The organism is Microcoleus sp. Z1_A1 (genome assembly GCF_036700305.1).
Taxonomy (GTDB): Bacteria; Cyanobacteriota; Cyanobacteriia; order Cyanobacteriales; family Microcoleaceae; genus Microcoleus.
Map to the genome: position 1 here is coordinate 1 of NZ_JAUBOR010000062.1, position 25,158 is coordinate 25,158.

Sequence of the window (25,158 nt, forward strand, 5' to 3'; positions counted from 1 at the left end):
TGCTCCTTCTATCAATGGCTAAGTTTTAGTCTGAGATTGACAAAAAGCGCTCCTAGAAATAGGGGCGCTTTTTGTTTTGGGGAATTTTTTTTTAGAGACCTGCTTCAATCCGTTAAATCCCTTAAATCCGTTACCCCCCTTACCTCCGTTGCCTTCCTTCTTGCTTTTTACTTATTGTTTCTTCCTTTATTCTTTAATTTTTTATGATTACTATAGAATATAGCCACTAGGCCGATCGAGATACTGTGACATACTCCACGGCGAAATCTTATATTATGGTCTAGGATTCCAATAGTCGGATTCAGAATATGTTGGGCTTGCTATAAAGTGTTCGCTAGCAGCAATGCAATTGTGTCAATTCCAGAATCTAACCATAGACAAATGTAGCTGATCGGGAGTCGCTCCTCACCGTCCCAAGCGCTCTATTTCTAAAGAGGATTTGTATTATGAAAGATGGACAAGAAGTACGCCGCGCCTCCACAGCCGTCATTGCCGGTGCTTGCGGGTTGGCTTTACTGACGGGAGGGGGCATTGCCTGGTGGACTGCGAACCGTTCGCCAACCCCTGCAGATACGCCGTCTTCTGCTCAGACTACCGCTCCGCCCCTTTCCCCAATTCCTGCGGAATCTCCTGCTGTAGTGATACCCGTACCCCCTCCAAATCCTGTACAAGTGCCACAGGTTCAGACGCCACAGGTTCAGACGCCACAGGTTCAGACGCCTAACGCTCTGTTGCCAAAGTCACCGCAGCCAAAGCCTTTGCCACAGACTGATGTCCAGACTGTGCAAGTCTACTGGGTTAAAGATGCCAGCGGCAAATTTGAGGGAGTTCCTACGAAAGTAGCTGTCAAACAAGCTGACAAGCCTGATGCAGCTTTACAAGCTGCTTTTAACAGTTTGTTAGCTGGGCCGAAGGATGGAACTGTTTCTAGCGAAATTCCTAATGGGACAAAACTCAGGGGTTTGAGTGTTAAGAATGACGGAGTTTATGTCGATTTGTCAGCAGAATTTACTTCGGGGGGAGGGAGCAATTCGATGACTGGCAGGTTGGGGCAGGTTATCTATACGGCTACGAGTTTACAACCGAATACCAAGGTTTGGATTTCGGTGGAAGGCAAGCCTTTAGAACTTTTAGGTGGCGAAGGTTTGGAGGTGGCTCAGCCGAGTACCCGCCAAAGTTTTGACAAAAATTTTCCCCTTTAGTAATTATGAGTCATTAGTTAGGAGTCATTAGTTAGGAGTCATTAGTCATCGGTCTGAAGGCAGAGAGTAGGGATTGATAACTTATGACTCATGGCTGATGACTCATGACCACGAATTTCTTCATGTGGTACCCGCCACGTGATTTATCTCGCGCAAATCAATCCCAAATCGAAAATCGAAAATCACTTATTGCCCCCGCATTTATCTCGCGCAAGTCAATCGAAAATCTAAAATCTAAAATCTAAAATCGATTGACTGGGGACTGGCAACTAATTTTCAGTGCTTCGTAGTTAGGCTAAATGCCCGAAAGTGTAGGGCTTGCTGTTCGATCCGGCTGGCAAGCCGATCGCACACCATATTACACAGCTCAAAAATTAACTCGTCTTGCACCTTATAATAAGCTGAAGTCCCTTCACTCCGGCGAGTGAGGATACCAGCTTGGAGCATGAGTTTTAGGTGCTTAGAAACATTGGCTTGACTCGTTTGAGTAGCTTCCACCAATTCTTGCACGCATTTTTCGCCGTCGCGAAGCAGGTTCAAAATTCGTAAACGCATGGGTTCGCTCAAAATACTGAAATACTCAGCAACTTGTTGCACAACCTCTTGCGGGACAGGCTGGGATGACTTCATCAAACTCACCGGAGAGAAGTGATCGGGAAATATTAGCATTTATTCTGTCCATAACAATAAAGTAATCCTTCAATCCGGATTAATTCGCATCAACACTTGACCGTATTCGACAGGTTCGCCATTTTGAACTAAAATTTCCATCACTTGACCGGAGACTTCATCAGCATCGATCTCGTTCATCAGCTTCATCGCTTCGATAATACAGACTGTCTGGCCGACCTTGATGCGATCGCCCACATTGACAAAAGGAGGCTCGTCAGGAGCAGCAGCGCGATAAAAGGTTCCTACCATCGGCGAGATAATTGACACCCATTTGGTATCGACAGAAGCAGGTACGGCAGCAGGTACAGCGACAGGGGCGACGGGAACAGGGGCAGGCAGATCCGCTGCTAAATTTTGGTCAACAGCAGGAGGTGACGCTAAGGTGGGGCTAGGAACCGCGCCCAAGGCGATTGGAGCGACAGTCGCCACGGCAGCAGGGAGCGCAGCAGAGGTGGCTGGTGAACTTGCCAGAATGCCTTTGCGTACTGTTAGTTCAATATCCCCACTTTTTAATGTCAGTTCCGAAATGCCAGTTTTGTCTAATACAGTTAGCAGGTCACAAAGCTGGTTTAAGTCTAGTTGCACAGCAGATTCAAGGGTAATTAATAATTGAAAATTGAGAATTGAAAATTGAAGATTCAGAATCCGGCGAAGCTATGAGCATCAACGAATTTGGAGAAAAAAGGGATAGTTTTTAAGCTGTGAGCGATGAGTATTGAATTTATAATTCTTTAACTCATAACTCAGAACTAAAAACTAAAAACTCCCTTTTATTCCCTCGTTTCTATTCTCGGCCGAGGTACTTGTCTTCACGAGTATCAATCCGAATCCGTTCTCCAATGGAAATAAAGAGAGGCACCATAACCTGAGCTCCGGTGGAGACGATCGCGGGTTTGCTGCCACCGGTGGCAGTATCTCCTTTGACTCCGGGATCGGTTTGCAGCACTTCCAAGACGACAGAATTGGGGAGTTCCACTTCCATGATTTGGTCGTTCCAGCGTAGGATGCTGACTTCCATCCCTTCACTGAGGTACTTGACACGATCGCCTATTTGCTTAGCATTGAGGCGACTTTCCTCGTAAGTTTCCATATCCATAAAGACGAACTCGTCGCCCTCTTTATAGGTATGCTGCATCACACTCTTTTCCAGGTTGGCTTGAGGCATAGTCTCGCCCGCCCGGAAGGTTTGTTCTACTACGTTTCCGGTTTGGACGTTTTTTAATTTTGTCCGCACGAAAGCCGAGCCTTTTCCTGGCTTGACGTGGAGGAATTCGATAACCCGCCACACGCCGTTATTCCATTCAATTGAAACACCTGGTCGAAAGTCGTTACTGGAGATCATATAAATTTTTGCGGGCAATCCCGTCGCCTTGCCGGCACGGGGGAAGTACAGTGAGTCGATTTTAGATTTGAGATTTTAGATTTGAGATTTACTCCACAGATGAATTTGGGAGATTGAACCTTGGTCTAAAATTTTGATCTCTCCACGACAGGAGTCTGGGATTGTATCCGTTTTTGAGCGGGTCAGGTTAAAGCCGCAGTCTAGCTGACGGCATCAAAAAGCAATTGGCATTTTATTTTACCGTTCAAAGGGAGCAAGTGCTGTACTGAAATGTTAATGGCAGTGGGCAGTGGGCTGTTGTCAGTTGACAATTCCCGCATCCAGGATACCCGCCACGTGATTCATCCGTCCAGAAATAAAAAACCTGTATCCGATCGACAAGCCCCCGAATTTATCTCGCGCAAGTCAATCTAAAATCTAAAATCTAAAATCTCAAATCTAAAATCGATTGACTGTTGAGTGTTGTTAGTGGGCAACTCCTCCCCAGCCGAACGAACAGACACTTTAGATGGGTAGCAGCAAAGGCGGGCGGGCAGCGCTGTGGGAAGATAAGAGAGGCAATAAAAGTTAAAGTTATGTTGCATTGGCCTAATTTCTCGATCGATACGTGCAAGCGCTGGGTCAAAACCGTCGCTTTAGCACTCTTGCTGTTCACTCTCGGACTGAGTTTCAGTGCAGTCTCCCATGCCAAACGGCCCAGCAGCAGTATGCCTGCGGGGAATGCGATTACGGACGGCCGGGCGCTGCTGCGCTTCGCTTTACCTATTGACAATCAGACTGTACGAGATTTGCAAATCAGTCTCGAAGACATTGGCAACCACATACGGTCTAAACGTTGGGGGCCTATTAGCAGCGATGTCAGCAGGGCTTCCAGGATTCTCAACCTCCGGGAATCTGACATTTTAGAGAGTATTCCCGACGCCAAAAAGCCGGAAGCTGAGGCGCTAGTTGCAGGAGTCAAGGAGAAAGTTGCTCAACTGGAAAAGGCTGTTGAGGCTAAAGACAGGGACAAAGTGATTGACTTGAAAGCCACAATCCTAGGTTCCGTAGGCGAAATCGAAGAGTTGATGGTGACAAAGTTTCCGTTTGAAGTGCCTGCCAAGTATGCTAATCTGCCTCAACTGAAAGGGCGCGCTACTGTGGCTGTACAAACTGAAAAAGGGGAAATTACTGTTGTGGTTGACGGCTACAGCGCCCCGGTTACGGCTGGTAATTTTGTGGATTTAGTCGATCGAGGTTTTTATGACGGTTTGCCGTTTATTCGATCGGAAGAATCCTACGTTTTGCAAACGGGAGATCCCGAAGGCAAGGAAGAGGGTTTTATTGACCCAGCTACTGGCAAATACCGGAATATACCGCTAGAAGTGCTCGTCAGGGAGGAAAAAGAACCTATTTACGGGATTACTCTAGAAGATGCGGGGCGTTATCGCGACGAACCTGTTTTGCCTTTTTCTGCTTTCGGTACTGTGGCTATGGCCCGTACAGAAACTGACCCTGATAGCGCTTCTTCTCAGTTTTTCTTTTTCTTGTTTGAACCTGAACTCACGCCCGCTGGCCTGAATCTGTTGGACGGCCGCTATGCTGTTTTTGGTTACATGATTGAAGGAAAAGAAGTTTTGGAGCAACTGAAGCAGGGAGACAAGATTGTTTCTGCTAAGGTAGTTAAAGGAATCGAAAATTTGGTGCGACCTCAAGTTTAACTAATGACGGCGATTGAAATCGCTTTTACACCAAAGTGACGGCGATTGAAATCGCTTTTACAGAAACAAAGCCCGCCTGCGCGGGCTGAAAAAATCAATAGTGACTGGCATTGAACTCTTGTATAAAAAAAGGTAACGGCGATTGAAATCACTTTTACACAGACAAAGCCCGCCGGAATCAGGCTGGAAGAAGAGATAATTTTTATATTTTCGTTATTGAAATTAGGAATTAAATCGAAAATATGGCTATTTTACAATTTTTATTGGTAATGGGTTTGGGCGGATTCGCAGGCTTGTTGATTGTAAAAAATGTGAATGAAAACAAGCAAAAGCAGCGGTTGGATGAGGCTTTTTATCAGTTGTTGGAAACTCAAAACAGTCAAATTTCGCTGATTCAACTGGCGGCTAGTGCTAGGGTTGAGGCTGAAGTTGCTCAGCAGTATTTAACTCGGCAAGTTAAGATTTTTTCGGCGGTTTTAGAGGTAGATGATGAAGGGGATACTTTTTATAGGTTTCCTAGGTTGCGCTTGCCGCCGAGTTCTGGTAAGGAATGGTGAATTGAGAAAGTGCGATCGACTAATTCAAAATTATGCAAGTTAAAGATATCGGTGAACAAGGTCTTTTAAGAATATTGCAAAAATTCTGCCCTGCAGAGATAGTGGGTGATGATTGCGCCGTAGTTCCGACAAATCCCAACAAATCTCTCGCTATCACTACAGATATGTTGGTGGATGGAGTGCATTTTAGCGATCGAACTACGGGGCCTTATTACGCAGGATGGCGCGCCGCAGCGGCAAATTTGTCGGATCTGGCTGCGATGGGAGCAACACCTCTGGCGGTGACTGTAGCCCTCGCTGTGGCGGCGGATACGGCTGTGGAGTGGGTTGAAGAGTTTTATCGGGGGATGACGGCTTGCTTGCAAGAATATGATACGCCGATCGTCGGTGGCGATGTTGTGCGATCGCCCGTGGTGACGGTGGCGATTACGGCTTTTGGACAAGTTGAGTGCGATCGTACCATTAGTCGGTCAAATGCGCGATCGGGCTGGGCGATTGTCGCTACTGGGGTTCACGGAGCCTCCCGCGCGGGATTAGAATTGCTGTTAAATCAAGAATTTGGGCAAAATCTTACAGAAGTGGATCGAGCTTATTTAATTCTCGCTCACCAGCGCCCTAAACCGAGGCTGGATGTTTTGCCGGTTGTTTGGGAAATTTTAGATTCTGCGGGTGAGTTTTCCATCGCCGGAATGGACAGCAGCGACGGTTTAGCAGATGCGATTATTCAAATTTGTCGGGCTAGCGGTGTTGGCGCAAAAGTCGATCGCACAAAAATACCAATTCCCGATATTTTCAGCGACATCCTATCAACCGAAAAAGCTTTAGATTGGGCATTATACGGCGGCGAAGACTTCGAGTTAGTGCTGTTTTTGCCAATAACAAGCGCTCAGTTATTGGTAAAAAAAATAGGAAATGGAGCCGCGATTGTGGGAATCGCTACCGAGAACACCGATATCTGGTTGACTGATAGCAGCGGCATTTATCCTGATACTGTATTAAAGATCGATCGAGGATTTCAACACTTCTGAATCGTCTCTTAGTGCGCGGAGGCGGACGAGAGTATGTGTAAAGGCGGTTTCAACCGCTTGGTTTCTGCTGTTTGGTTTGTATCTTCTGGTTTTTCTCGGTTAATGTAGTCTAGTTTTGCCCGATAAGCCCAGCCCAAGTTATTCCAGGTTAGTACATTATTGAACGGGAACTCCTCAAGGGTACGAACTGTTAAAGCCACCTCAGTAAAGCCGAGCGAGTTTTTTGGGGGAATTGTCGGTTGACTCGGCGAGGTAGCCGACGATCACCCTGGTGCTAGTTAAGTAGGGTTGCTAAACTTGGAGGCTAGATACTATCCTATTGAATAGATAATGTTTGGTGGACATTCAAAATGACTATTTTTTTACCTTGGTTACAATTTAATAACTTGACAGGACTAGGTTTATTCGCGACACTATGCCACAGCCCTAATCAAAGTGAGTTTATGCTCATTGTTGCCGCAGTAATAGGAATGGTCGGAGCGCTGGTAGTTTTGGTTCCAGCTAGTGCAGTTACAATGATATTTATGGCAACCACAATAGTACAGATGATTATGGCTGGTGCAACACTTGAATCCATAGCCGCTGCAATAGCAGCACAGTTAGGGGCTGTTGGTATTTCCTTGGGATTGGTGTCACAGCTTGTAGAGCAGATTAAAGGGATTATGGGATGCTAGACAATTTTGTAAGGAGTGTAATATGCGCTCGCTATTTGGATATTCTTAGCTTTCTCTCGCCTGATTCTGTTACCATACGCAACTGCCAGATTATTTTGTGTCGTTGGCCATTGTTCGGAAAAGCATCGCGGGTGCGGACTTCTAATACCGCCGTGTAAAAGCCGATCGCCTGTTACAGATTTTCCGCCAGCGAACCGTTGACTCTGTTATTGTAGGCAGTAGCCAGATTATTTTGGGTTCGCGTCCATTTTTCACTACCGGGTTCGCGATTATTTAAAACTATTTGATAACCAGTAATGGCAATTTCAATATTATTCGCTCTATTGCCACTGGGAAAGTCACTAATATGAATACTCAAATTTTCAATAAGCCCGATAATTGAGCTAATTGTTTCTGAGTTTTCGCCAGCAATTAACTTCTGCGCCACTTGCTGTAAAGTCTCGGCAAAACTGGCATTAAGGAGGTGTTGGCGCCCTTCCAGCAGAGGGTAAATTACTGCTATATCCCCGTTGCTATCTTGTTCTGCTTGCAATAATTCTAGGAAAAAACTTGCATACTCTTGGAATTTTTCACTGGCAGAGTTATTGCTATTTACGTCATCGTTCATATCGATGAGTGGCGCTAGGTAACTAGCTAGATGTCGGAGGAATTTAGCCCCATTTTCACCTCCTTGTTCTGCCAATGTTGATGCTACTAACTCGCACGTTTCCAGAAATCCGCGATCGAGTAATTCTGAGTTATCCTGTAATATCTGCGCTTCCTCTCCGTTGGGGGCATTCAGCAGGGTGTGAATTAATTGCAGATAGGCTTGGGCGCGGTTTTCTTCCATTTTGGGGAGTTTTGAATAACACCGGGATTTATTTTATCATGCTTGGTGGGTGGCCAGAAACCGGGTTTTTGCGAGAATATGTGGTTACAGGCGAAGATTCTGGAAAAAACCCGGTTTCTTTGGTTGTGCGTAGAAAGAATGGACTCGGCGGTTTCCACAGCCGAATCATCTATTACAATTGATTTAGATCGATTCCCATTTCTCGCAATCTTGATTCTAAAGCTTGCGATCGCGATCGTTCTTGTTGCAGCAAAGTTTCTGTCTCACTGGCGCGTCGCTCTGCTTGCTGAGCTTGTTGCTCTGCTTGTTGTCGCAGTTGCTCTGCTTGTTGTCGCAGTTGCTCGGCTTGCTGAGCTTGTTGCTCGGCCTCAATAGCCCGCGCTTGAGCCTGTCGTCGCAATTGAGCGAGTTCCACAAAACTCATAAACGCTTCTCCATCAGGGCCGAACATTTCTAGTCCCGTTTCAGATAATTGAAACCGCACGCCCAGTCTGGGGCTGATCCACCCGTCTATTTGTTCGATCGCTTCTAATTGTTCCTCTTGACGTTGCCATCCAGTCAACTCTAATGTTTGTGGGTCGTACAAATAGTATTCTTCCACACCATAACGTTCGTAAAATTTGAACTTTTGAATCATCGGAGCGGGCCGATTTCCCGGCGACCAAATTTCAAACACAACTTGTGGCCCAATATTATCTTCATTCCACTGTTGATAGGAACCACGATATCCTTTTGGTCTACCAAAAACTACCATCACATCTGGTGCTTGGCAAAGTTTATTATTTCCTTCAACGGGATACCAAAGTAAGTCACCGGCGACAAAAACATTCGGGTCATTCGCAAACAATAGTTCAGAATTTTCTTTAATCCAAACGATTAATCGAAACTGCTCGGTATTATCTGACATTGGTTCGCCGTTATCGTCGGGGTAGATGATATTTTGTTTGTCGGGAGATTGCAGTTTTGTAACCATTGCTTTTTCCCCAAAATAGATGGTGAATTTATTTTAGTGTAAATGATATCAAGCGGCTTTTTTGTGGGAAACGTGTTTTCAAGACCGGAATCCTTCCTAACGCCTAGATAATGCTACCTTGGGCATTAATCTATCCAAAATTTGCTCTATCGCCATTACTGTCCAATCAATATCCGCTTCTGTGGTTTCTCGTCCCAAACTCAAGCGAATGCCGCCAACGGCCTTAGTTTTACTATATCCCATTGCCAATAATATCGGACTCGGAGTTAGTTTGCCGCTGTTACAAGCAGAACCGGAACTAATGCCAATTCCTGCTAAGTTTAGCTGTCGCACTAAAGTTTTACCCGTCACTTTCCCTGTGTCGCCGTCGGGAGAAACAATGCAAAAACTGACGTGGTGCGGCAGCCGACAATATCGATCGCCCGTTGCGACTAAACTGGGTACGTGGGATAATCGGTCAAAAAGTCGATCGCGCAATGCAATTAACCTCGGCGTTTCCACATCTATTTCCTGCAATGCTAACTCCGCCGCCACCCCAAAACCGACGATTGTCGGCAGCGCTTGTGTCCCGGAACGCAGTTTCAATTCTTGGTCACCACCGCCTAACATTGGCACTAATTCTACTCCTGGACGCACGTAAAGCGCCCCCGCACCTTGTGGCCCGTAAAGTTTGTGACTGGAAACCGAAAGCAAGTCTACGGGAAGTTTCTGCACGTCAACTTGCAGCTTGCCGGCAACTTGAACTGCATCGGTATGAAACATGATATTGCGATCGCGCGCAATTTGTCCTAATGCCTCAATTGGTTGCAGCGTGCCAACTTCGCTTTGTCCGTAAATGATGGAAATTAACACTGTATTCGATCGCAGGGACTCTTGCAAATCCAAAGGGTGAATTCGCCCCAATTTATCAACTGGTAGGCGCGTTACCTCCCATCCCAACTGTTCGAGTTGTCGCGCCGGTTCTGCTACAGCGGAGTGCTCTACGCTGGAGATAATAATATGCTGCGGCTTTGTATAAAGACGGGCAATTCCCATAATTGCCAAATTGTCCGCTTCAGTGCCGCCGGAAGTAAAAATCATCGATTCCGGTAGCGCGTTAATCAAGCTAGCAACCTGCATTCTTGCTAATTCTAAAGCTGTCGCCGCCCTTTGTCCCCACTCGTGCAAGCTGGAAGGATTTCCCCACTGCTGAGTAAGGGCTGTTTGCATGGCTTGAATCGCTTCTGGGCGGGCGGGTGTTGTGGCGCTATAGTCGAGGTAAATTTGCATGATAAATAACTAATTAATGACTGTTGACTGTTGACTGTTGACTGTTGACTGTTGTGAGTGGCTACCAATAGCCAATAAAACCAATAACTGATGACTAACTTCCTGGTTTGCAGACGTTGTAGTCTTCATGGGACAAAACTTTTTGGGGAGTTAAGAAAGTGCCGCAATCTTCACAAAGCATTCTGTAGTTGCGAGTTACAGGAATACTGATTATCAAACGGTTGTGACGCAGGCGTTTGCCGCCGAAATCTCTGTAATTCTTATTTTCGCCCAAAGCTGCTATAATTGTTCGGGCTTTAGTGACTACGTGGTCGGGCAGACCTCTGAGATCGATGATATCTCTAGCAAATGATGCTTCCCTCTCTTGTTTTTTGGTTTGTTTTTGTGTCAGGACTTCAACGTAATGCTGCTGCGCCACCAACTCTTGCGTGCAGCGATGGCACGCTTTACCATATCCTTTGTGACCGCACGGAAAAATTCTTTTTCTTTTAGCCATAAAGCAGCGGTATAGGGTTTGACCCACGCCCCTGAATGCTGCTACCTTACCAGTGATGCTTCCGGCATCGAGGCAGTTCTACAAGACGCAAAATCTGTTCCCTTGCATAAATTTAATAGGTTGTAACTTTACTTGATCCAATAGCTTTGAACTGTGAGAAGGCTAATAACCTCTATATTTATTAAAATTTTGTGGCTGTATTGTATTATCATTTACTCGGTTTCTGTTGTGCTGGGCTGGTGGCGATCAATCTGGCGGGCTGCGGACAAACAAAGCAAGACGTGCAGAATTTACCTCTCAGTCTGGCTCCATTGCCTCAAGACCCCTTGTTGCAAGTATACTTCAATCAGTCGATCGCTTCGAGTTATACAGAGCCTTACCGCCAGCAAACTAGACCTGGAGATGATTTAGAAAACTTGATTGCTGTGGCGATCGCCAGTGCTGGATCGACGGTAGATGTTGCGGTTCAGGAGTTTCGCTTGCCCGGTATTGCGAGGGTTTTGGCCGAACGAGGGCGATCGGGAATTAAAGTGAGATTAATTGTCGAACATATCTATAGTCGCCCTTGGAGCGATTTTACAGCCCAGGAGTTGGCGAAATTACCGGAAAGAGAGCGCGATCGTTATAACGAATTTGTGCAACTTGCCGATACCAATAAAGACGGTAAATTAACGGCAGATGAAATCAAGCAAAATGATGCTTTGGTAATTGTCAAAGATGCGGGTATTCCTGTAATTGACGATACTGCTGACGGCAGTAAAGGCAGCGGTTTGATGCACCACAAATTTGTTGTAATTGACGGCAAAACCGTAATCGTAACTTCGGCTAATTTTACCACAAGCGATATACATGGCGATTTCAAGACACCTGCAAGTCGCGGCAATGCGAACAATTTGCTGAAAATTGAAAATGCTCAAATAGCGCAACTATTTACTCAAGAATTTAACATCATGTGGGGCGACGGGCCCGGAGGCAAACCGGACAGCAAGTTTGGCATCAAAAAGCCGTTGCGTCAAGTGCAAAAAGTAAGAGTAGGGAATGCGACAGTGGCGGTGCAATTTTCGCCGATTTCCCAGACTTTGCCTTGGGAAAACAGTGTCAACGGTTTGATAAATCGAACTTTGGGTAGTGCGAAAAAGTCGGTTGATTTGGCATTGTTTGTATTTTCGGCTCAGCGGTTGTCAAATACTTTGGAAATTCAAGCTAGCCGGGGAGTTGCGGTGCGAGCTTTAATTGACTCTAATTTTATTTATCGCTCTTACAGTGAAGGGTTGGATATGATGGGGGCGACTTTGATGCAAGATTGCAAGTTAGAAACTGACAATCGCCCTTGGAGAAAGCCGCTGACTGCGGTGGGAGTGCCGCTGTTACCAATGGGCGATCGCCTGCACCACAAATTCGGCGTTGTGGACGGCAAAACGGTGCTTACAGGTTCTCACAACTGGAGTGAGGCGGCAAATCACGGGAATGACGAGGCGCTGCTGGCGATCGATAATCCGACAGTTGCGGCCCATTTTGAGCGGGAGTTCGATCGGCTTTACAAAGGTGCAACCTTGGGAATTCCCGCCCGCATCAAACAGAGAATTGATGCTAAGAAAAAAGAGTGCGATTCACTACAAGCAGCATCAAAATCTGCGAGTGCTAAACCTCAAATTGCTGCCGGAAAAAAGTTAGTTAATTTAAATGCCGCGACTCAGGAAGAATTAGAAACTTTGCCTGGAGTTGGCCCGAAGTTAGCCGAGAGAATTATTGCAGCGCGACAACAGCAACCTTTTACCTCTTTAGACGACGTGGCACGGGTTCAGGGCATTGGGGACAAGATTTTAGAGAGATGGCGCGATCGAGTAACTTGGTAGTTACGTTCGTAATTCTGTAGGTTGGGTTGAGGAACGAAACCCAACACTCATTAATTGGATGTTGGGTTTCGTTCCTCAACCCAACCTACACTATCTACTTTGACAACACCTCAGCTCTCAAGTTAAAATAACTGCTAAACAAAATGCTATCTATTCACATTAGAGGTAGAGAGAGATGGAACACGCCAGATTTGTTATGGGGAGGCCACAAATCAAATTTTTAGCTATTTTTATGGGGGCAATTTTTTTGACGCTAGCAGCTTTCACAGTCAGCGCCCAGCAGAGTAGCGAAGCACAATTTAGGGTCAAAAACGAAAACGCTTTTAATATTAATTTAATTCAATTTAAGCGCACTGAATATGTAGGCCCCTGTGCCGGTACTGTCTTCTCCCCTGATTCGCAAAGCGCTCGATTTGTCTCCAGCAAAACTCCTCCCGGCCCTAACAGAAGGGTGATGATTAAAAATGTGACTGATGGCATGGAAACTAACCCCTATCCCTACACAGACAGAGGTTACAACAAAGGTGAGTTTTCCGAGGATTTTGGATTTAAGTTGGGTAACAGTCACAAAACAAGAACTTTTTCGGTTTTAGAGGGAGAAAATAAGTTTATCTATGAAATTAAAGAAAATGACCAAGTTATAGAACAGGGTTCGCTTACGGCTGAAGTTTCTATACAAAACTTAGGTACTTTTCCCCGTCAGCAAATTTGTCAAGATCGGGTAGAATGTCGGGATACTGCTGATTGTCGCGATCGTAAAGGCAGAAAAAGAAGTTGCAGACAAGAGTGTTTTCCTGTTCAACAGTGTCGCTGTCCCTAACTACTTTCTGTCCAAAAATTATTTTATTTAATTAAGGCCAGAAGACAAAGAGGAATAACAAACCAGAAACAAGATAAGTTATTTTCCACGGAATAGGGGCAACCACGCAGCGCTGTTTCATTCTCTTGTAGGGGCTGCCCCCCGTGGCTGCCCCCATGTCCCAAACGGCTGTGAAATCGTCTGTGGGGGCTAGGCATTCTTGGCACTACAAGGGTCAAAAGCCTGATTTTCGTGAGAAAGAAACCGCCCTGGGCAACCACGGGCGATTGCCCCTCCAATAAAATTGTTGGTTCAAGTAATTGGGTGAAAGTAAAATGCTGCTCCTAACACGATATATGTTGCTAAAAGCAGCACTCCTTCGAGCCAATTAGAGCGCCCGTCGAGACTAATTAGATTAGCAATTGTTACTGCAATGGCAACTGCAACTACTTCAAACGGATTGAAGTTTAAATCCATCGGCTGATGAATTATTAATCCGATAATTACCAACACCGGCGCTACCAGCAAAGCAACTAGCAAACTCGAACCCATCGCGACAGAAACTGACAAATCCATATTGTTTTTCATCGCCACTCCCACCGCAGTTACATATTCGGCTGCGCCGCCCACAATCGGCAACAGAATTACCCCTGTAAACAGCGGCGTTAATCCCAATCCTTTGGTAGTTTCTTCGACAACACCCACGAAAATTTCTGATTCAAAAGCAACAGCAACAGTTGAGGCAACTAGCACTCCTATCCACAGCCACAAATTCGGTTTGTGCGTAGTAGATTCTTCTTTGGTATTTTGAGGATTTTCTGACTCTAGTTCTACTAAGCCAACATCGTAAAGATAGCTGTGGGTTTTTAATGAAAATAACAGAGTTAGAGCGTAAACTGCAATTAGGACGATCGCAGTTATTAAGGAAAGATTCTGAATGGCTGCGGGTTCGACTCCATTGGAGGTATAAATTACCATTGTCGGCAGCAGGATGGCAATCACTGCTAGAGTCATTGTGGAACCGTTCACCCGCGCGATTATTGGCTTAAATTCCTGTTCTTTGTAGCGGATTCCTCCTAACAGCATGGAAAATCCCATGACTAAAAGCAAGTTGCTGATAATTGTACCGGTTATGCTGGCTTTCACAATGTCAATTAAGCCAGCTTTTAGGGCAACTATGGCAATAATTAATTCCGTAGCATTGCCGAAGACTGCATTTAATAAGCCGCCTATGGAGGGGCCTGTAACGATCGCCACTTCTTCTGTTGCTGTGCTCAACCAAATCGCCAGAGGTATAATGCCTAAAGCGGATGTGATGAAAACTGCAAGGGAACCCCAGTGCAAATACTCAGCGGCGATGGAAATGGGGATGAAAATTAACAGCGCTATGGAAAGAATCTTTTTGATTGACATAGGAACTCGGATGGTGTAAGGAATGGTGATGTCGAGTTGTCGGGGCGATCGCAAAGTTGATTTTACACTATTCAACTATTCTCTGACAATTCTGCTGGCGAGTGCGATCGATAATTGGAAATATTTAACCGCAAATGCACCCAGAGCGAGGCAGATTGAATATAATAGAATGATATCGACATCGGTGAAAAGATATGTCTCAATCTGTAGTGCCAGTTGTTGAATCAAAGCAAATTGATACTTCACCCACCTTGACCTTTGAAGAATACCGATTTTATCAAACTGATTCCTATCTACAATATGAACTGTACAAAGGCAAATTAATTCCGATGCCAACCGCCACAGTTTTACATATCAAAATTTGCGAGTATTTAGTTTACAAATTGCAGCGTTACCTAGCGGAACACAATCTTGACTTAGTAGCAAAAACAGGTTTAGGAGTGAGAACAGAAGAAGATACATCTCGGATTCCTGATGTAGTTGTTTGCACTCAAAGTCTTTTGGAACAAGCTGGTGCTAGACCAGGTGCTGGTATCCTCGATTTTGAGGAAAAGCCGCTGTTAGTGATAGAGGTAGTGAGTCAAAATCGGCGCGCCGATTATGTGATTAAACGAGCTGAGTACGAACTAGGTAACGTGCCCGAATATGTAATTGTTGACCCTACACCTAACAAAGAACTGGTGCGAGTTTTAGCCTTTCCTGAAGGTGAAGACATCTATACACAAACAGATTTTGTGCCGGGGCAACAAATGGTGTCTGTAGTCTTTCCAAATCTGACATTATCAGTGAATGAAATACTGTCTCCGCCATTAGTTGAAGGGTTGATTAAAGCAGAACAAGCTCGGTTCCAGGAACTTGAGCAGCAAGCTGATGAGCAGCGCCAACGGGCGGAAAGATTGGTGGCGAGGTTGCGAGAATTAGGAGTAGATCCCGATCGCATTTAGGAGCTTTCTGTCAGAACCCCGAATTCTTAAAAAAGTCGGGGCTCTGGGTATTCTGTTGGTTGAGGTGGGCTTGATACTGTGCAACTATTCAACCCAACGCACCCGCACAAAATGAGCTTCGCGTCCCCAGAAGTCGTGACTTACAGTAATATCAACAACACTCAAATTAAACGGAATAGCAGTTGTCACGTACCGCTGAGCCAGAGCGCCCACATCAGGAGCTAACTGAGCCGCAGCCGCCGCCGCAGCACCCAAACCGAACAGTTGCAGAATGGGCCCGCGAGGCAGGGCTAAATTGATGCCAACAGCAAGTCCTGCAGTCAGCAGCATTGCCACCGACAAATTCGTGCCACAGCGGGGATGTACAGCTAAATCCCACTCTCCGCTGGCAATCCGGTGCAAAGCCTCGCGCACTGCCTGACGCAACTGTGCAATGTTAACGTGCCCATAAAGAAAAAACCCTTGGTCTGTGGACATTCCGCCCAATAACTCATTATCGGCTCTTGCTGTGGTCGCACCAAACGATTGGCTTAGTACCCAAACAGTAGCGTGTTCCAAAGCATGAACTTGGCGCAAAGTCAAGACTTCCTTCAAACCGGGCACAAAATTGAGTTGTCGCAACAAATCAGCATCTTGAGTCCGCTGCGGGGCAAAGTCGAAGGGAAACTGGCCGGTACGGTCGGAAGCAGAAGCAGTAGTTGTCATATCAAAACGCCTCCATTAACTCGATTAAGTGGATATTTAAAATTAGCAATTCGGTTGAGAAAAAGCCGGTCATACATTATCAATAGTTGTGGCTTTAAAACCTAGCAATGGCAGGTTTTGTGCAAAAAACATTAGCCATCAACCTGCCCTTACTAACAAATATTCCCAGTTTATTGCTCTAGCCGCTGCCCGTCCCGAAATACTCCCGGAATTCGCCGGCCTCTGGTATCGATAATTGTGCCTTTGCCGTGAGGCAATCCCTTGCGTAACTCTCCCTCATAGCGGATACCGTTGGAGAACGAACAGTTACCCCTGCCATCAAGTTCTTGAGTATAGAACTGTCCCGAACACCGACTGCCGTCAGCGCGGGTGAACGCTCCCGTACCTAAAGGCTTGCCCCCTAAAAATTGACCCACAAAGCGATCGCCATTGGCAAAAATGAATTGCCCTTGTCCCGTAGGCACGCCTACTTTTTGATCGAGAGAAAACGACCCCACATAGCGATCGCCATTAGTAAAAATAGCTGTGCCGGAACTAACTTTGCCATCTCGGAATATACCCTCGACGCGGGCGTCGTCCTTAAATATAAATTGTCCTCGGCCATTTGGTTTGCCCAGACGGAACTGCCCCTCATAGCGATCGCCGTTGGAATATATGTATACCCCAGTGCCGCTGGGCAAACCGTTAACGAACTGTCCGATGTAGCTATCACCGCTGTCATAATCGCACCTAACTCTACCTGTAGCGATAGCTGGCACGCAGCGGCCGGTTCTAGCTTCTGTTCCTTGCGCCATTGAGGGCAAGGGATAAGTAGCGTAACTACCAATTCCCAACACTGATGCAACTAATAAAGCGATTCCACTGGTCCAAGAACGGGAAATCATCAATCAACTTGCTCCTATGCGCTGTTAGATATTATCTTCTTCTGTCCTTTGTCTTTTGTCCCATTTGTTGTCAAAACTTGACTGAAAAGCTCAATCATTTATCCTTTACGAAACTCCGGGCTTGCCGTTGCGAAATACCCCCGGAAAGCGCCTACCTCTAGCATCTATCATCGTTCCCACACCGTGAGGCACTCCCTTTCGCAATTCTCCTTCATAGCGCGTACCGTTGGGGAAAGTGCAGGTGACACTAGCGTCAAGTTCTTGATTAAAAAATCTGCCGGAACAGCGAGTGCCGTCTACCCGCACCAATACCCCAGGGCCAAAGGGTGAGCCTGCAAAGAATTGTCCTTCATAGCGATCGCCATTGGTATAAAAAAATTGACCCCGCCCTGATGGTTGGCTGCTAATGGCATCAGTCTGAACGTTCCTGACGACTGCGAAGTCTCCGACGTAGCGCTCGCCGTTGGGGAAAACGACCGTCCCAGATCTCATTGTGCCGTCTTGGAACACGCCTGTGTAGCGGGCATCATCTTTAAAAATGAATGTCCCTCTACCGTTTGGCACTCCATTCCGAAAATTTCCTTCGTAGCGATCGCCATTAGCGTACACGTAGACTCCAGTGCCGTCGGGCAGGCCGTTGACGAAGTTTCCCTCGTAGTTATCGCCTCCCTCGTAATTGCATTTTACTCTTCCCGTAGGAGGGTTTCCCTGGCAGAAGGGAGAGCGTTTTCCTTCTTCTGGTGCTGGTTGAGCTATTGATGGCTGGGGATTCAAGAGATTAGTGGCGCTGCCGATACAAGAAGCAACTAATATCACCATCCCTAATTTTTGAATTGAACTGAGCACGATCGATCTCCTTTAACTTCAATTACTAATAGGGATTTTCTAGAAGCTAATACTTGCTGAAAAGTCCTCTATTTTTTAATCCCTTTACTAATTTTACCTTCAGGTTCGATATCTGCCCTAAATGCAAAAAGGCAAAAACTCTAATTTTTGCCTTTAGCATTTTTCCTGCTTTACTGTCAATTTTCAGCGTCGCGCTGAGCTATTCGGATTTGGGAGACGGCTAATAACTGCATTGGCTGGTTGTGGTTGGCGACTGGCGGGTTTTTCGCCAACACCTTTGGCTACCTCAACGCCGTTTTCCTCCAGAATCACGATCGGATCGGCTCCTTGCTTGAGATCGACCCGCTTCACCAGAACTTGCCCGTTAGACAACCGCTGCCCGACTTTGACATATCGGCTAGTTGGTTCATTCGGTACTTTGACAATCACTTGCGTCTCGTTCCCGACTTTTACCACCCCACTGACTTCAGTGCCTGTAGCGATGTCAGTAGAAGGCGGTGGCGGAATTACTGGGATGACGGGAGGAGGTGGGGGATTTGGGTCTACCCACTGGGGCGGGCGCTTGTCTACTGGCAGTTCCGGCAGATCCGGCACTCCTATGGGTCTCGCTGCTATTGGTTGGGGCGGGCGTGGGGGTGCTGGAGGGCGAGGCTGCGGATTCCGCGCATCTTGCGGTCTACCTCCTGTTGGCCCAGTTCCAGGACGACCGGTGCCAGGACCTCTTGCTACCCTGGCATTGGGGTCTCTCCATTGGGGGGGGCGCTTGTCTACTGGCAGTTCCGGCAGATCCGGCACTCCTATGGGTCTGGCTGCTATTGGTTCGAGTCCAGGCGGGGATGTACGAGTACGACCTAACTGAGGAGCATTTAGCCCCGGAACTATGGGAGGCGAGCCAATTTGTCCCCCGGTGCCTCCGGGTAAGGAACCATTTCTGCCACCGCCACCTAAGCGAGGAGGAGTTCCCCCTGGAACTAGGGGCGGCGAGCCAATTTGTCCCCCGGTGCCTCCGGGTAAGGAACCATTTCTGCCACCGCCACCTAAGCGAGGAGGAGTTCCCCCTGGAACTATGGGAGGCGAGCCAATTTGCCCCCCATCACCTCCGGGAAGTAAAGAGCCTCGCGCTCTACCTGGTACTTGCTGAGTGCCGGCTCGATCGCCCCTGGGTGGGCTGGTGAGAGCAACCGTCTGATTAGGCCTGTTAATTGGGGGCGGAGCCAATAACTCGGGAAGTTCGGGTAGCACGGCCACTTGTCGCTGTGGCAGTTTGGGGAGTTCTGATGTTGTCCCACCCGCTCCGTTGGCTCCTGGAGGGATTTGTAATACGATCGGCGGGAGCGGCCCAAAGGGATCTAACTGAGAAGGATTAGCTGTCACAGGGCCTTGGGGCACCGGCTGAAGCGGAAGCGTGGGATTCCTGTCATTGTTGTCGCCGATATTTGTTTGAGCCTGTCTTGCTCGTTCGTCTGGGTTGGTGGATCGAATTAACCCAGGAGGCTGGGCGGCTACTATTGGGGACGGGAAAGCTTGAGCTGCTGGGGTAGGGCTGGCAGTGGCTGCCGGAGATGGAGAGGCTGCAATGGGGCTGGGGCTGGGGCTGGCTGTGTTGCTGCCCTCGTCGCCACCGCATCCTCCGATCGAGAACGCTAGTAGTCCTATAGTTGCAAAATATAAAAGTTTGTGCATTGCCGATCGCCACCAAATCCTTAATTTCAAGATTTCCAACAAGGCTCTGCAATTACAGCCTGTTGCCGTTTATCAGTTTATCTGTGTTTCGATGTTATGCGATCGCTTGAAAATTGCCAAGTTTTCCTGATGATTCTGATCTGGGGATCGGGCGATCGGTTTTTGGGAGCGGGTTAGGATATCAGTGGCGGTCGTTGTTCGACATCATTGAATCAATTAAGGTATTTAGATCATGGCAAAAGTGATTCTCAAGCGGATTTGGCGATCGGGCTTGGTTTGTGCGAGCGTTGTGGTTGGTCTGGGATCTGTGGGGGGTGGCGAGGTGCATTCTCATTCACATCAGCCAGAAACTCAGGTGATGACATTGGTGCCCGATGTTAGTTCCCAGCAGCACGCGCGGCGGAGCTATCCCGTTCCCCGTAGGGGTTCCCGAAGGGTAGGGAATCGCACTATAACGGGATCGGGATTCACAACTGGCAAATTGTACTCTCAGTTTTGGAACCCGTCAAATCGTGGTGCCAAACCCCCAGCAAATCAACCGGCTAAGCCACCGGGGAATCCACAGGTATTTCAAGCTAAAATCAAGCGTCGCGCTGGTGGGACGCCGGTGATTGATGTGGTATTTAACGGCAACAAGACTTTTGAGATGATTGTCGATACCGGGGCGAGCGGCACTTTGATTTCTCAGCGGATGGCTACTGCACTGGGAGTGAGGCCGGTGCGTACTATCAGAGCGGGGATCGCTGACGGTAGCGTTGTCGAGTTCCCGATCGGCGTAGTGCGATCGATTCGGGTTGGGGGTGCTGCGATCCAAAATGTCGAAGTGGCGATCGCGAAACAAATGCCAATAGGTCTGCTCGGTCACGATTTCTTTGGCAATTACGATGTCAAAATTAAAAAAGATGTTGTAGAATTTTATGTCCGCTGAGAGTGAGCTGAGTCGGAAACCGATTTTTGCTCAACTCGTGTCCTTTACAGTTATTAGCAACCCGGTCAAGGCTTTTAAATTTATTGGTTGAGGCGGTAGCAAAATGCAACCAAGTGTGGTATCGTTCTTAGTGTTTAAAGAGCCACCGACGGTTAAACTATCCGTGAAATCCGGCCACAAAAGCACGGCTGTTGTTGGTGATCTCGGTAACAGTCTCCGACAACGATTCACAGTACAGGCCAAGGCAATCAATTAAACAATTCCCAAAGCAGGTCGAAATTAGTTCCCACAATGCTGTGGCTGAGGGAATTTTGGTTGGCATTGTTCAGCCGGAGTCTAGAAAATATGTAAACTGATTAGCGGCAGATGTTCCGCAAAATCGGAAATCATGACCATCGAGAAATTAATTATTGTAAATAAGGTATTCACATGGCACAAGCGTCTGTATCTCCTGTAGTGCTGATTATTCTAGACGGCTGGGGTTATCGTGAAGAAAAAGACGGAAATGCGATCGCCGCTGCGAAAACACCCGTGATGGACAGTCTCTGGGCCGCTTATCCCAGAACTCTGATTAAAACATCGGGTCGGGCGGTAGGGCTGCCAGACGGGCAAATGGGTAACTCAGAGGTTGGTCACTTGAATCTGGGCGCGGGCCGCGTGGTTCCTCAAGAGTTGGTGCGGATTTCGGATGCAGTGGAAGATGGTTCTTTGCTGGACAACCGCGCGCTGGTTGGGCTTTGCGAGAAAGTCCGCGCCACGGGCGGCAAGTTGCACCTAACTGGTCTTTGTTCTGAAGGTGGGGTTCATTCCCATCTCAGTCATATTAAGGGTTTGCTGCAATTAGCAAAAGCACAGGGAATTTCTGATGTTTGCATTCACGCGATTACAGACGGCCGTGATACAACTCCGAAAGAAGGTGTCGAAGCTTTAGGCAAGATTGAAAGTTATATCGCAGAAGTAGGGGTCGGTCGGATTGCGACCATTAGCGGCCGCTACTACGCGATGGACAGGGACAAGCGCTGGGATCGGGTGCAGCGCGCTTACGAGGTGATGACGACTGAGGGTGCTCCTGACGGTCGATCGGCTGTGGATGTGTTGCAGGCCTCTTATGCTGAAGGAGTGACCGACGAGTTTGCTGTTCCGACTCGAATTGCGCGGGGGGCCGTGGCATCCGGGGATGGGCTAATTTTCTTCAATTTTCGCCCGGACAGGGCTAGAGAATTGACTCAGGCTTTTGTATCTCCCGATTTTAAGGGGTTTGAACGGCAGTTAATTGAGCCGCTGGCGTTTGCGACTTTTACTCAGTACGACCCGAAACTTTCGGTAATGGTGGCTTTTGAACCGCAGAATTTGAACAATATTCTGGGCGAGGTGATTTCTAAGCACGGTTTGCAGCAGTTGCGGACGGCGGAAACTGAAAAGTACGCTCATGTGACTTATTTTTTTAATGGGGGTCTGGAAGAGCCTTTTATCGGGGAACACCGGGAATTGGTGCAGAGCCCGATGGTGGGGACTTACGATGAGGCGCCCCAGATGTCGGCGGAGTTGGTGACGGATGGGGTGGTGACGGCTTTGGAAAAAGGCATCTATTCGTTTATGGTGATTAATTACGCTAACCCGGATATGGTTGGTCATACGGGGATGATGGATGCGACGATAATTGCGATCGAAACTGTGGATAAATGTTTGGGGCGGCTGTTGAGCGCTATTAGTAAAGCTGGGGGAACGGCAATTATTATTGCTGACCACGGCAATGCTGAGCAGATGTTTGACGAGGACGGGAATCCCTGGACGGCTCACACTACTAATCCGGTGCCGTTTATTCTGGTAGAAGGCGAAGGTCGGAAGATTCCGGGTCACGGAACGGATGTTCCTCTGAGGGCGGATGGTTGTTTGGCGGATATTGCGCCGACGATTCTGGAGCTGTTGAGGTTGCCTCAGCCCCCGGAGATGACGGGACGTTCTATGATTCGATCGGCTGAGTTTGAAGTTCGCGCCAATCGCACTCCGGTGCGAGTCCGATTGTAGGAGGGACGCAGCAGTAGGGACAAAGGCGTTTTGCACTGGTGTCAACTTAAGCTGTCATCCGCCCAGCCCTCCCGCCCATCCGGTAGTCCGCCAGGGAATGAATTCCCTGTCTAATAGCGAAAGTCCTCTCAAGAGGACTAATGAGTTTAACAATTCGGCGTTTCTGAATTGGGGTATGAAATTTGTAGGGGCAATCCCCCCGTGGTTGCCCCACTGCTGACAGCGTAAGCACTTAGAATTACCCCATCAGGCAAAATCATACTTGGATTCAGCAGTACCAAAATTCTTCTTTTCAGTCCTCATAGCGAGGACTTTCGCTTTGAGGCAGGGAATTCATTCCCTGGCGGACTGGCGGACTAACAGCTTAATTCGACAACAATGGGTACGATGCTGTGTCCCGGAGGAGATTGTGCGCGATCGACCAAATTTGATATCATAATAAATTACCGATTACTAATTACCAATTCCCCCCGATTATGAATATTGTTGCTGTGTTACAAGTTATCTGGTCTTTGTCTGCTTTAGGACTTGTGATTTTTGTGTTGCTGCACAGTCCTAAAGGCGATGGTATTGGAGGGATTGGGGGACAAGCTCAATTGTTTACCAGCGCCAAGAGTGCAGAAACAAGTCTGAACCGGATTACTTGGGGTCTGTCTATTGTTTTTATGGGTTTGACTGTGATTTTGAGTGCTGGTTGGTTGGCGCCTAAGTTATAAGATTTGGATTTTTAACCGCAGATGAACGCAGATAGACGCAGATAATATCAAGTTCATCTGCGTTTATTTTCGTCTATTTTGGTCTATCTGCGGTTGCAAAAATGCGGTTGTGGAAAGTTACGGTAAAACCTCGATTGCTGGCTGTCTTGGGATTGGCTTTATGTTGTTTTAGCCTAATAATTTTTACTCAGGTTAATACTCCGGCGGCGACTGTTTCTTCTATCCCGAATAGTTTTCCGAATCCACAGGTTCATCCTTTGCCGCCAACGCTAGCAAATTGGCAAGATTCCACGGATAGCGGGGATTATTTTGACCAGGTTAAGCCACCGAATTTCGGTCATTTGTTGTGGTCTAAGTTTCCGATTCAGGTTTATGTTGAGCGTCCAGTTGATGCTAATAAGTCTGAAGAATGGGTGGCGGCTGTGTTGGATGTGGTGCGGGAATGGGGGGTTTATTTGCCTTTGGAAGTGGTGGATAGTTCTGAGGTGGCTGATATTAGGATTTTACGTCGGGCTCCGCCTTTGCGTCAAGGGGTTTTGCGATCGCGTTCTGGAGAGGCTACCTATGAATTGTATGCCCGTCGCGATGGCGATAAAACTGTCTTATCTCATCGGTTTTCGGTTTATTTGAATCCGACTCAAGTGGGTAAGTATATTCCGGCGACGGCGCGGCACGAGTTGGGTCACGCTTTGGGAATTTGGGGCCACAGTTTAATGGAAACTGATGTGCTTTATTTTTCTCAGGTGAGAAACCCTCCGCCTATTTCAGCGAGGGATGTTAATACTTTGAAGCGGGTTTATGAACAGCAGACTCGCTTGGGGTGGGAATTTCAGAGACTCGGCGATTGAAATCGCATCTACACAAACGAAGTCCGGATGGTTCCCGGACTCGAAAAACATACAGGATATTCCATGTAGATGTAGCTCGCGAGAAACCGGGTTTCGAGCAACAGAATCAGTAATGATGCGAGAACTGTAAAGAAACCCGGTTTCTGGGATGTACTTATAAACTTGGAATATGCTGTAAGAGTTAATAGGGAATATCAGAAAAATGAAAGATGAATGTTTTGGAATTGTGCCGATTTTTTCGACGGAAGCTGACATTTTGTTTCTGTTAATTCAACATCAAGCCGGACATTGGGCGTTTCCCAAAGGTCACGCCAATCCTGGGGAATCTCCAGCGGAAACGGCTAGGCGGGAATTTCAGGAGGAAACTGGTATATCCGATTTTCAAATGCTGGATGAGCCGAGTTTTACAGAGCATTATTCTTTTGTTAAAGATGGGGAGCTGATTGAAAAAACGGTGACATACTTTTTAGGCTTTGTCAATTCGAGGGAGGTTGTTTTGCAAGTGGAGGAAATCCAAAATTCTGCTTGGGTTTCTTTTGAGGAAGCTGTTAAGTTGATTACTTTTGATGCCAACCGCCTAATGTTCGCGGAAGTTAAGGCATATTTGGATAGCAGGAAGTTAAAAGTCGGCGGTTGATATCATGTCCGGTCGATTACCCTGATTCCTGTAGGGGCGGGTTCACCAATAATAGACCTCTTGCAAAATAATTTTATGATATAATGAAAAGTTTTGCTGAAAGTTGATTGAATCCCAACTCTTAACTTA

At 47.2% G+C, this 25,158-nt stretch carries 25 protein-coding genes; 13 read left to right on the forward strand and 12 right to left on the reverse strand.

The genetic code is table 11. The features are described 5' to 3' along the window. The first annotated feature begins 446 nt into the window (after window positions 1-446). Window positions 447-1,202, forward strand: coding sequence for a GerMN domain-containing protein (locus tag QT973_RS24615; protein WP_333058571.1), 756 nt, complete (start codon window positions 447-449; stop codon window positions 1,200-1,202). Between the two features lie 276 nt (window positions 1,203-1,478). On the opposite strand, the gene QT973_RS24620 is transcribed toward QT973_RS24615, so the two are convergent. From QT973_RS24620 to efp, 3 genes are all read right to left on the reverse strand, one after another. Continuing rightward, window positions 1,479-1,871, reverse strand: coding sequence for an ArsR/SmtB family transcription factor (locus QT973_RS24620; protein ID WP_006631662.1), 393 nt, complete (start codon window positions 1,869-1,871; stop codon window positions 1,479-1,481). A 30-nt stretch (window positions 1,872-1,901) separates the two neighbouring features. Then, window positions 1,902-2,459 (reverse strand): acetyl-CoA carboxylase biotin carboxyl carrier protein, encoded by a 558-nt coding sequence (gene accB, locus QT973_RS24625; RefSeq protein WP_333058572.1) that lies wholly within the window; start codon window positions 2,457-2,459, stop codon window positions 1,902-1,904. A 199-nt stretch (window positions 2,460-2,658) separates the two neighbouring features. Then, window positions 2,659-3,216: an elongation factor P gene (gene efp, locus QT973_RS24630; RefSeq protein WP_333058573.1), complete on the reverse strand. Its 558-nt coding sequence runs from the start codon at window positions 3,214-3,216 to the stop codon at window positions 2,659-2,661. Window positions 3,217-3,791: 575 nt separating this feature from the next. Here efp and QT973_RS24635 point away from each other — a divergent pair. From QT973_RS24635 to QT973_RS24650, 4 genes are all read left to right on the forward strand, one after another. Further along, a complete protein-coding gene (locus QT973_RS24635) occupies window positions 3,792-4,916 on the forward strand; it encodes a peptidylprolyl isomerase (RefSeq protein WP_333234041.1) in 1,125 nt (374 codons plus the stop codon). Between the two features lie 242 nt (window positions 4,917-5,158). Next, a complete protein-coding gene (locus QT973_RS24640; protein WP_333058575.1) occupies window positions 5,159-5,473 on the forward strand; it encodes a hypothetical protein in 315 nt (104 codons plus the stop codon). Window positions 5,474-5,505: 32 nt separating this feature from the next. Beyond that, window positions 5,506-6,501 carry a thiamine-phosphate kinase gene (gene thiL / locus QT973_RS24645; RefSeq protein WP_333392415.1) on the forward strand — a complete coding sequence of 332 codons (996 nt, stop codon included), beginning with the start codon at window positions 5,506-5,508 and terminating at the stop codon, window positions 6,499-6,501. A gap of 350 nt (window positions 6,502-6,851) precedes the next feature. Continuing rightward, entirely contained in the window at window positions 6,852-7,175 is a 324-nt protein-coding gene (locus tag QT973_RS24650; protein ID WP_333329788.1) for a hypothetical protein, read from the forward strand. A 172-nt stretch (window positions 7,176-7,347) separates the two neighbouring features. On the opposite strand, the gene QT973_RS24655 is transcribed toward QT973_RS24650, so the two are convergent. From QT973_RS24655 to QT973_RS24670, 4 genes are all read right to left on the reverse strand, one after another. After that, window positions 7,348-8,004, reverse strand: coding sequence for a hypothetical protein (locus tag QT973_RS24655; RefSeq protein ID WP_333392417.1), 657 nt, complete (start codon window positions 8,002-8,004; stop codon window positions 7,348-7,350). A gap of 172 nt (window positions 8,005-8,176) precedes the next feature. Then, window positions 8,177-8,977, reverse strand: a complete 801-nt coding sequence (locus QT973_RS24660; protein WP_333057642.1) for a Uma2 family endonuclease — start codon at window positions 8,975-8,977, stop codon at window positions 8,177-8,179. Window positions 8,978-9,073: 96 nt separating this feature from the next. Next, window positions 9,074-10,246, reverse strand: coding sequence for a cysteine desulfurase family protein (locus QT973_RS24665; RefSeq protein WP_333212125.1), 1,173 nt, complete (start codon window positions 10,244-10,246; stop codon window positions 9,074-9,076). 94 nt (window positions 10,247-10,340) lie between these two features. Beyond that, a complete protein-coding gene (locus QT973_RS24670) occupies window positions 10,341-10,742 on the reverse strand; it encodes a DUF7682 family zinc-binding protein (protein ID WP_333057640.1) in 402 nt (133 codons plus the stop codon). Window positions 10,743-10,933: 191 nt separating this feature from the next. Here QT973_RS24670 and QT973_RS24675 point away from each other — a divergent pair, with 191 nt between their 5' ends. Together QT973_RS24675 and QT973_RS24680 are read left to right on the forward strand one after the other, a co-directional pair. Beyond that, window positions 10,934-12,598 (forward strand): DUF655 domain-containing protein, encoded by a 1,665-nt coding sequence (locus QT973_RS24675; protein ID WP_333392419.1) that lies wholly within the window; start codon window positions 10,934-10,936, stop codon window positions 12,596-12,598. A gap of 175 nt (window positions 12,599-12,773) precedes the next feature. Continuing rightward, window positions 12,774-13,418 (forward strand): hypothetical protein, encoded by a 645-nt coding sequence (locus tag QT973_RS24680; protein ID WP_333392421.1) that lies wholly within the window; start codon window positions 12,774-12,776, stop codon window positions 13,416-13,418. A 291-nt stretch (window positions 13,419-13,709) separates the two neighbouring features. Here the strand turns inward: QT973_RS24680 and cax are convergent, their stop codons facing one another. After that, a complete protein-coding gene (cax, locus tag QT973_RS24685) occupies window positions 13,710-14,810 on the reverse strand; it encodes a calcium/proton exchanger (protein WP_333057645.1) in 1,101 nt (366 codons plus the stop codon). Window positions 14,811-15,004: 194 nt separating this feature from the next. On the opposite strand from cax, the gene QT973_RS24690 reads away from it, so the two are divergent. Then, window positions 15,005-15,754: a Uma2 family endonuclease gene (locus tag QT973_RS24690; protein ID WP_333057635.1), complete on the forward strand. Its 750-nt coding sequence runs from the start codon at window positions 15,005-15,007 to the stop codon at window positions 15,752-15,754. An 84-nt stretch (window positions 15,755-15,838) separates the two neighbouring features. On the opposite strand, the gene QT973_RS24695 is transcribed toward QT973_RS24690, so the two are convergent. The 4 genes from QT973_RS24695 to QT973_RS24710 form a co-directional block, all read right to left on the reverse strand. Next, the gene (locus QT973_RS24695) at window positions 15,839-16,459 is read right to left on the reverse strand and encodes a DUF6391 domain-containing protein (RefSeq protein ID WP_333392423.1); all 621 of its coding nucleotides are present in this window, start codon (window positions 16,457-16,459) and stop codon (window positions 15,839-15,841) included. 170 nt (window positions 16,460-16,629) lie between these two features. Next, window positions 16,630-17,343 carry an MORN motif-containing protein gene (locus QT973_RS24700; RefSeq protein ID WP_333057632.1) on the reverse strand — a complete coding sequence of 238 codons (714 nt, stop codon included), beginning with the start codon at window positions 17,341-17,343 and terminating at the stop codon, window positions 16,630-16,632. 105 nt (window positions 17,344-17,448) lie between these two features. After that, entirely contained in the window at window positions 17,449-18,189 is a 741-nt protein-coding gene (locus QT973_RS24705) for an MORN motif-containing protein (protein ID WP_333057631.1), read from the reverse strand. Window positions 18,190-18,372: 183 nt separating this feature from the next. Beyond that, window positions 18,373-19,902, reverse strand: a complete 1,530-nt coding sequence (locus QT973_RS24710) for a hypothetical protein (RefSeq protein ID WP_333274404.1) — start codon at window positions 19,900-19,902, stop codon at window positions 18,373-18,375. 202 nt (window positions 19,903-20,104) lie between these two features. Here QT973_RS24710 and QT973_RS24715 point away from each other — a divergent pair, with 202 nt between their 5' ends. The 5 genes from QT973_RS24715 (at window position 20,105) to QT973_RS24735 (ending at window position 25,029) form a co-directional block, all read left to right on the forward strand. Further along, window positions 20,105-20,800: a retropepsin-like aspartic protease gene (locus QT973_RS24715; RefSeq protein WP_333274407.1), complete on the forward strand. Its 696-nt coding sequence runs from the start codon at window positions 20,105-20,107 to the stop codon at window positions 20,798-20,800. Window positions 20,801-21,229: 429 nt separating this feature from the next. Further along, window positions 21,230-22,828 (forward strand): 2,3-bisphosphoglycerate-independent phosphoglycerate mutase, encoded by a 1,599-nt coding sequence (gene gpmI / locus QT973_RS24720; RefSeq protein WP_333212132.1) that lies wholly within the window; start codon window positions 21,230-21,232, stop codon window positions 22,826-22,828. 476 nt (window positions 22,829-23,304) lie between these two features. Next, window positions 23,305-23,544, forward strand: coding sequence for a preprotein translocase subunit SecG (gene secG, locus QT973_RS24725; protein WP_333057626.1), 240 nt, complete (start codon window positions 23,305-23,307; stop codon window positions 23,542-23,544). Window positions 23,545-23,645: 101 nt separating this feature from the next. Continuing rightward, entirely contained in the window at window positions 23,646-24,392 is a 747-nt protein-coding gene (locus QT973_RS24730) for a peptidase (RefSeq protein WP_333392425.1), read from the forward strand. A 202-nt stretch (window positions 24,393-24,594) separates the two neighbouring features. Next, window positions 24,595-25,029 carry an NUDIX domain-containing protein gene (locus tag QT973_RS24735; protein ID WP_333057624.1) on the forward strand — a complete coding sequence of 145 codons (435 nt, stop codon included), beginning with the start codon at window positions 24,595-24,597 and terminating at the stop codon, window positions 25,027-25,029. Window positions 25,030-25,158: the final 129 nt, after the last annotated feature.

Bases quoted from the DNA above. Each gene is read 5' to 3' on its own strand.
- QT973_RS24690 (WP_333057635.1), top strand. From the start codon at position 15,005: ATGTCTCAATCTGTAGTGCCAGTTGTTGAATCAAAGCAAATTGATACT.
- QT973_RS24665 (WP_333212125.1), bottom strand. From the start codon at position 10,246: ATGCAAATTTACCTCGACTATAGCGCCACAACACCCGCCCGCCCAGAA.
- QT973_RS24640 (WP_333058575.1), top strand. From the start codon at position 5,159: ATGGCTATTTTACAATTTTTATTGGTAATGGGTTTGGGCGGATTCGCA.
- QT973_RS24680 (WP_333392421.1), top strand. From the start codon at position 12,774: ATGGAACACGCCAGATTTGTTATGGGGAGGCCACAAATCAAATTTTTA.
- QT973_RS24660 (WP_333057642.1), bottom strand. From the start codon at position 8,977: ATGGTTACAAAACTGCAATCTCCCGACAAACAAAATATCATCTACCCC.
- secG (WP_333057626.1), top strand. From the start codon at position 23,305: ATGAATATTGTTGCTGTGTTACAAGTTATCTGGTCTTTGTCTGCTTTA.
- QT973_RS24715 (WP_333274407.1), top strand. From the start codon at position 20,105: ATGGCAAAAGTGATTCTCAAGCGGATTTGGCGATCGGGCTTGGTTTGT.
- QT973_RS24700 (WP_333057632.1), bottom strand. From the start codon at position 17,343: ATGATTTCCCGTTCTTGGACCAGTGGAATCGCTTTATTAGTTGCATCA.
- QT973_RS24620 (WP_006631662.1), bottom strand. From the start codon at position 1,871: ATGCTAATATTTCCCGATCACTTCTCTCCGGTGAGTTTGATGAAGTCA.
- QT973_RS24735 (WP_333057624.1), top strand. From the start codon at position 24,595: ATGAAAGATGAATGTTTTGGAATTGTGCCGATTTTTTCGACGGAAGCT.
- efp (WP_333058573.1), bottom strand. From the start codon at position 3,216: ATGATCTCCAGTAACGACTTTCGACCAGGTGTTTCAATTGAATGGAAT.
- QT973_RS24615 (WP_333058571.1), top strand. From the start codon at position 447: ATGAAAGATGGACAAGAAGTACGCCGCGCCTCCACAGCCGTCATTGCC.
- QT973_RS24635 (WP_333234041.1), top strand. From the start codon at position 3,792: ATGTTGCATTGGCCTAATTTCTCGATCGATACGTGCAAGCGCTGGGTC.
- thiL (WP_333392415.1), top strand. From the start codon at position 5,506: ATGCAAGTTAAAGATATCGGTGAACAAGGTCTTTTAAGAATATTGCAA.
- QT973_RS24650 (WP_333329788.1), top strand. From the start codon at position 6,852: ATGACTATTTTTTTACCTTGGTTACAATTTAATAACTTGACAGGACTA.
- QT973_RS24655 (WP_333392417.1), bottom strand. From the start codon at position 8,004: ATGGAAGAAAACCGCGCCCAAGCCTATCTGCAATTAATTCACACCCTG.
- gpmI (WP_333212132.1), top strand. From the start codon at position 21,230: ATGGCACAAGCGTCTGTATCTCCTGTAGTGCTGATTATTCTAGACGGC.
- QT973_RS24670 (WP_333057640.1), bottom strand. From the start codon at position 10,742: ATGGCTAAAAGAAAAAGAATTTTTCCGTGCGGTCACAAAGGATATGGT.
- cax (WP_333057645.1), bottom strand. From the start codon at position 14,810: ATGTCAATCAAAAAGATTCTTTCCATAGCGCTGTTAATTTTCATCCCC.
- QT973_RS24695 (WP_333392423.1), bottom strand. From the start codon at position 16,459: ATGACAACTACTGCTTCTGCTTCCGACCGTACCGGCCAGTTTCCCTTC.
- QT973_RS24730 (WP_333392425.1), top strand. From the start codon at position 23,646: ATGCGGTTGTGGAAAGTTACGGTAAAACCTCGATTGCTGGCTGTCTTG.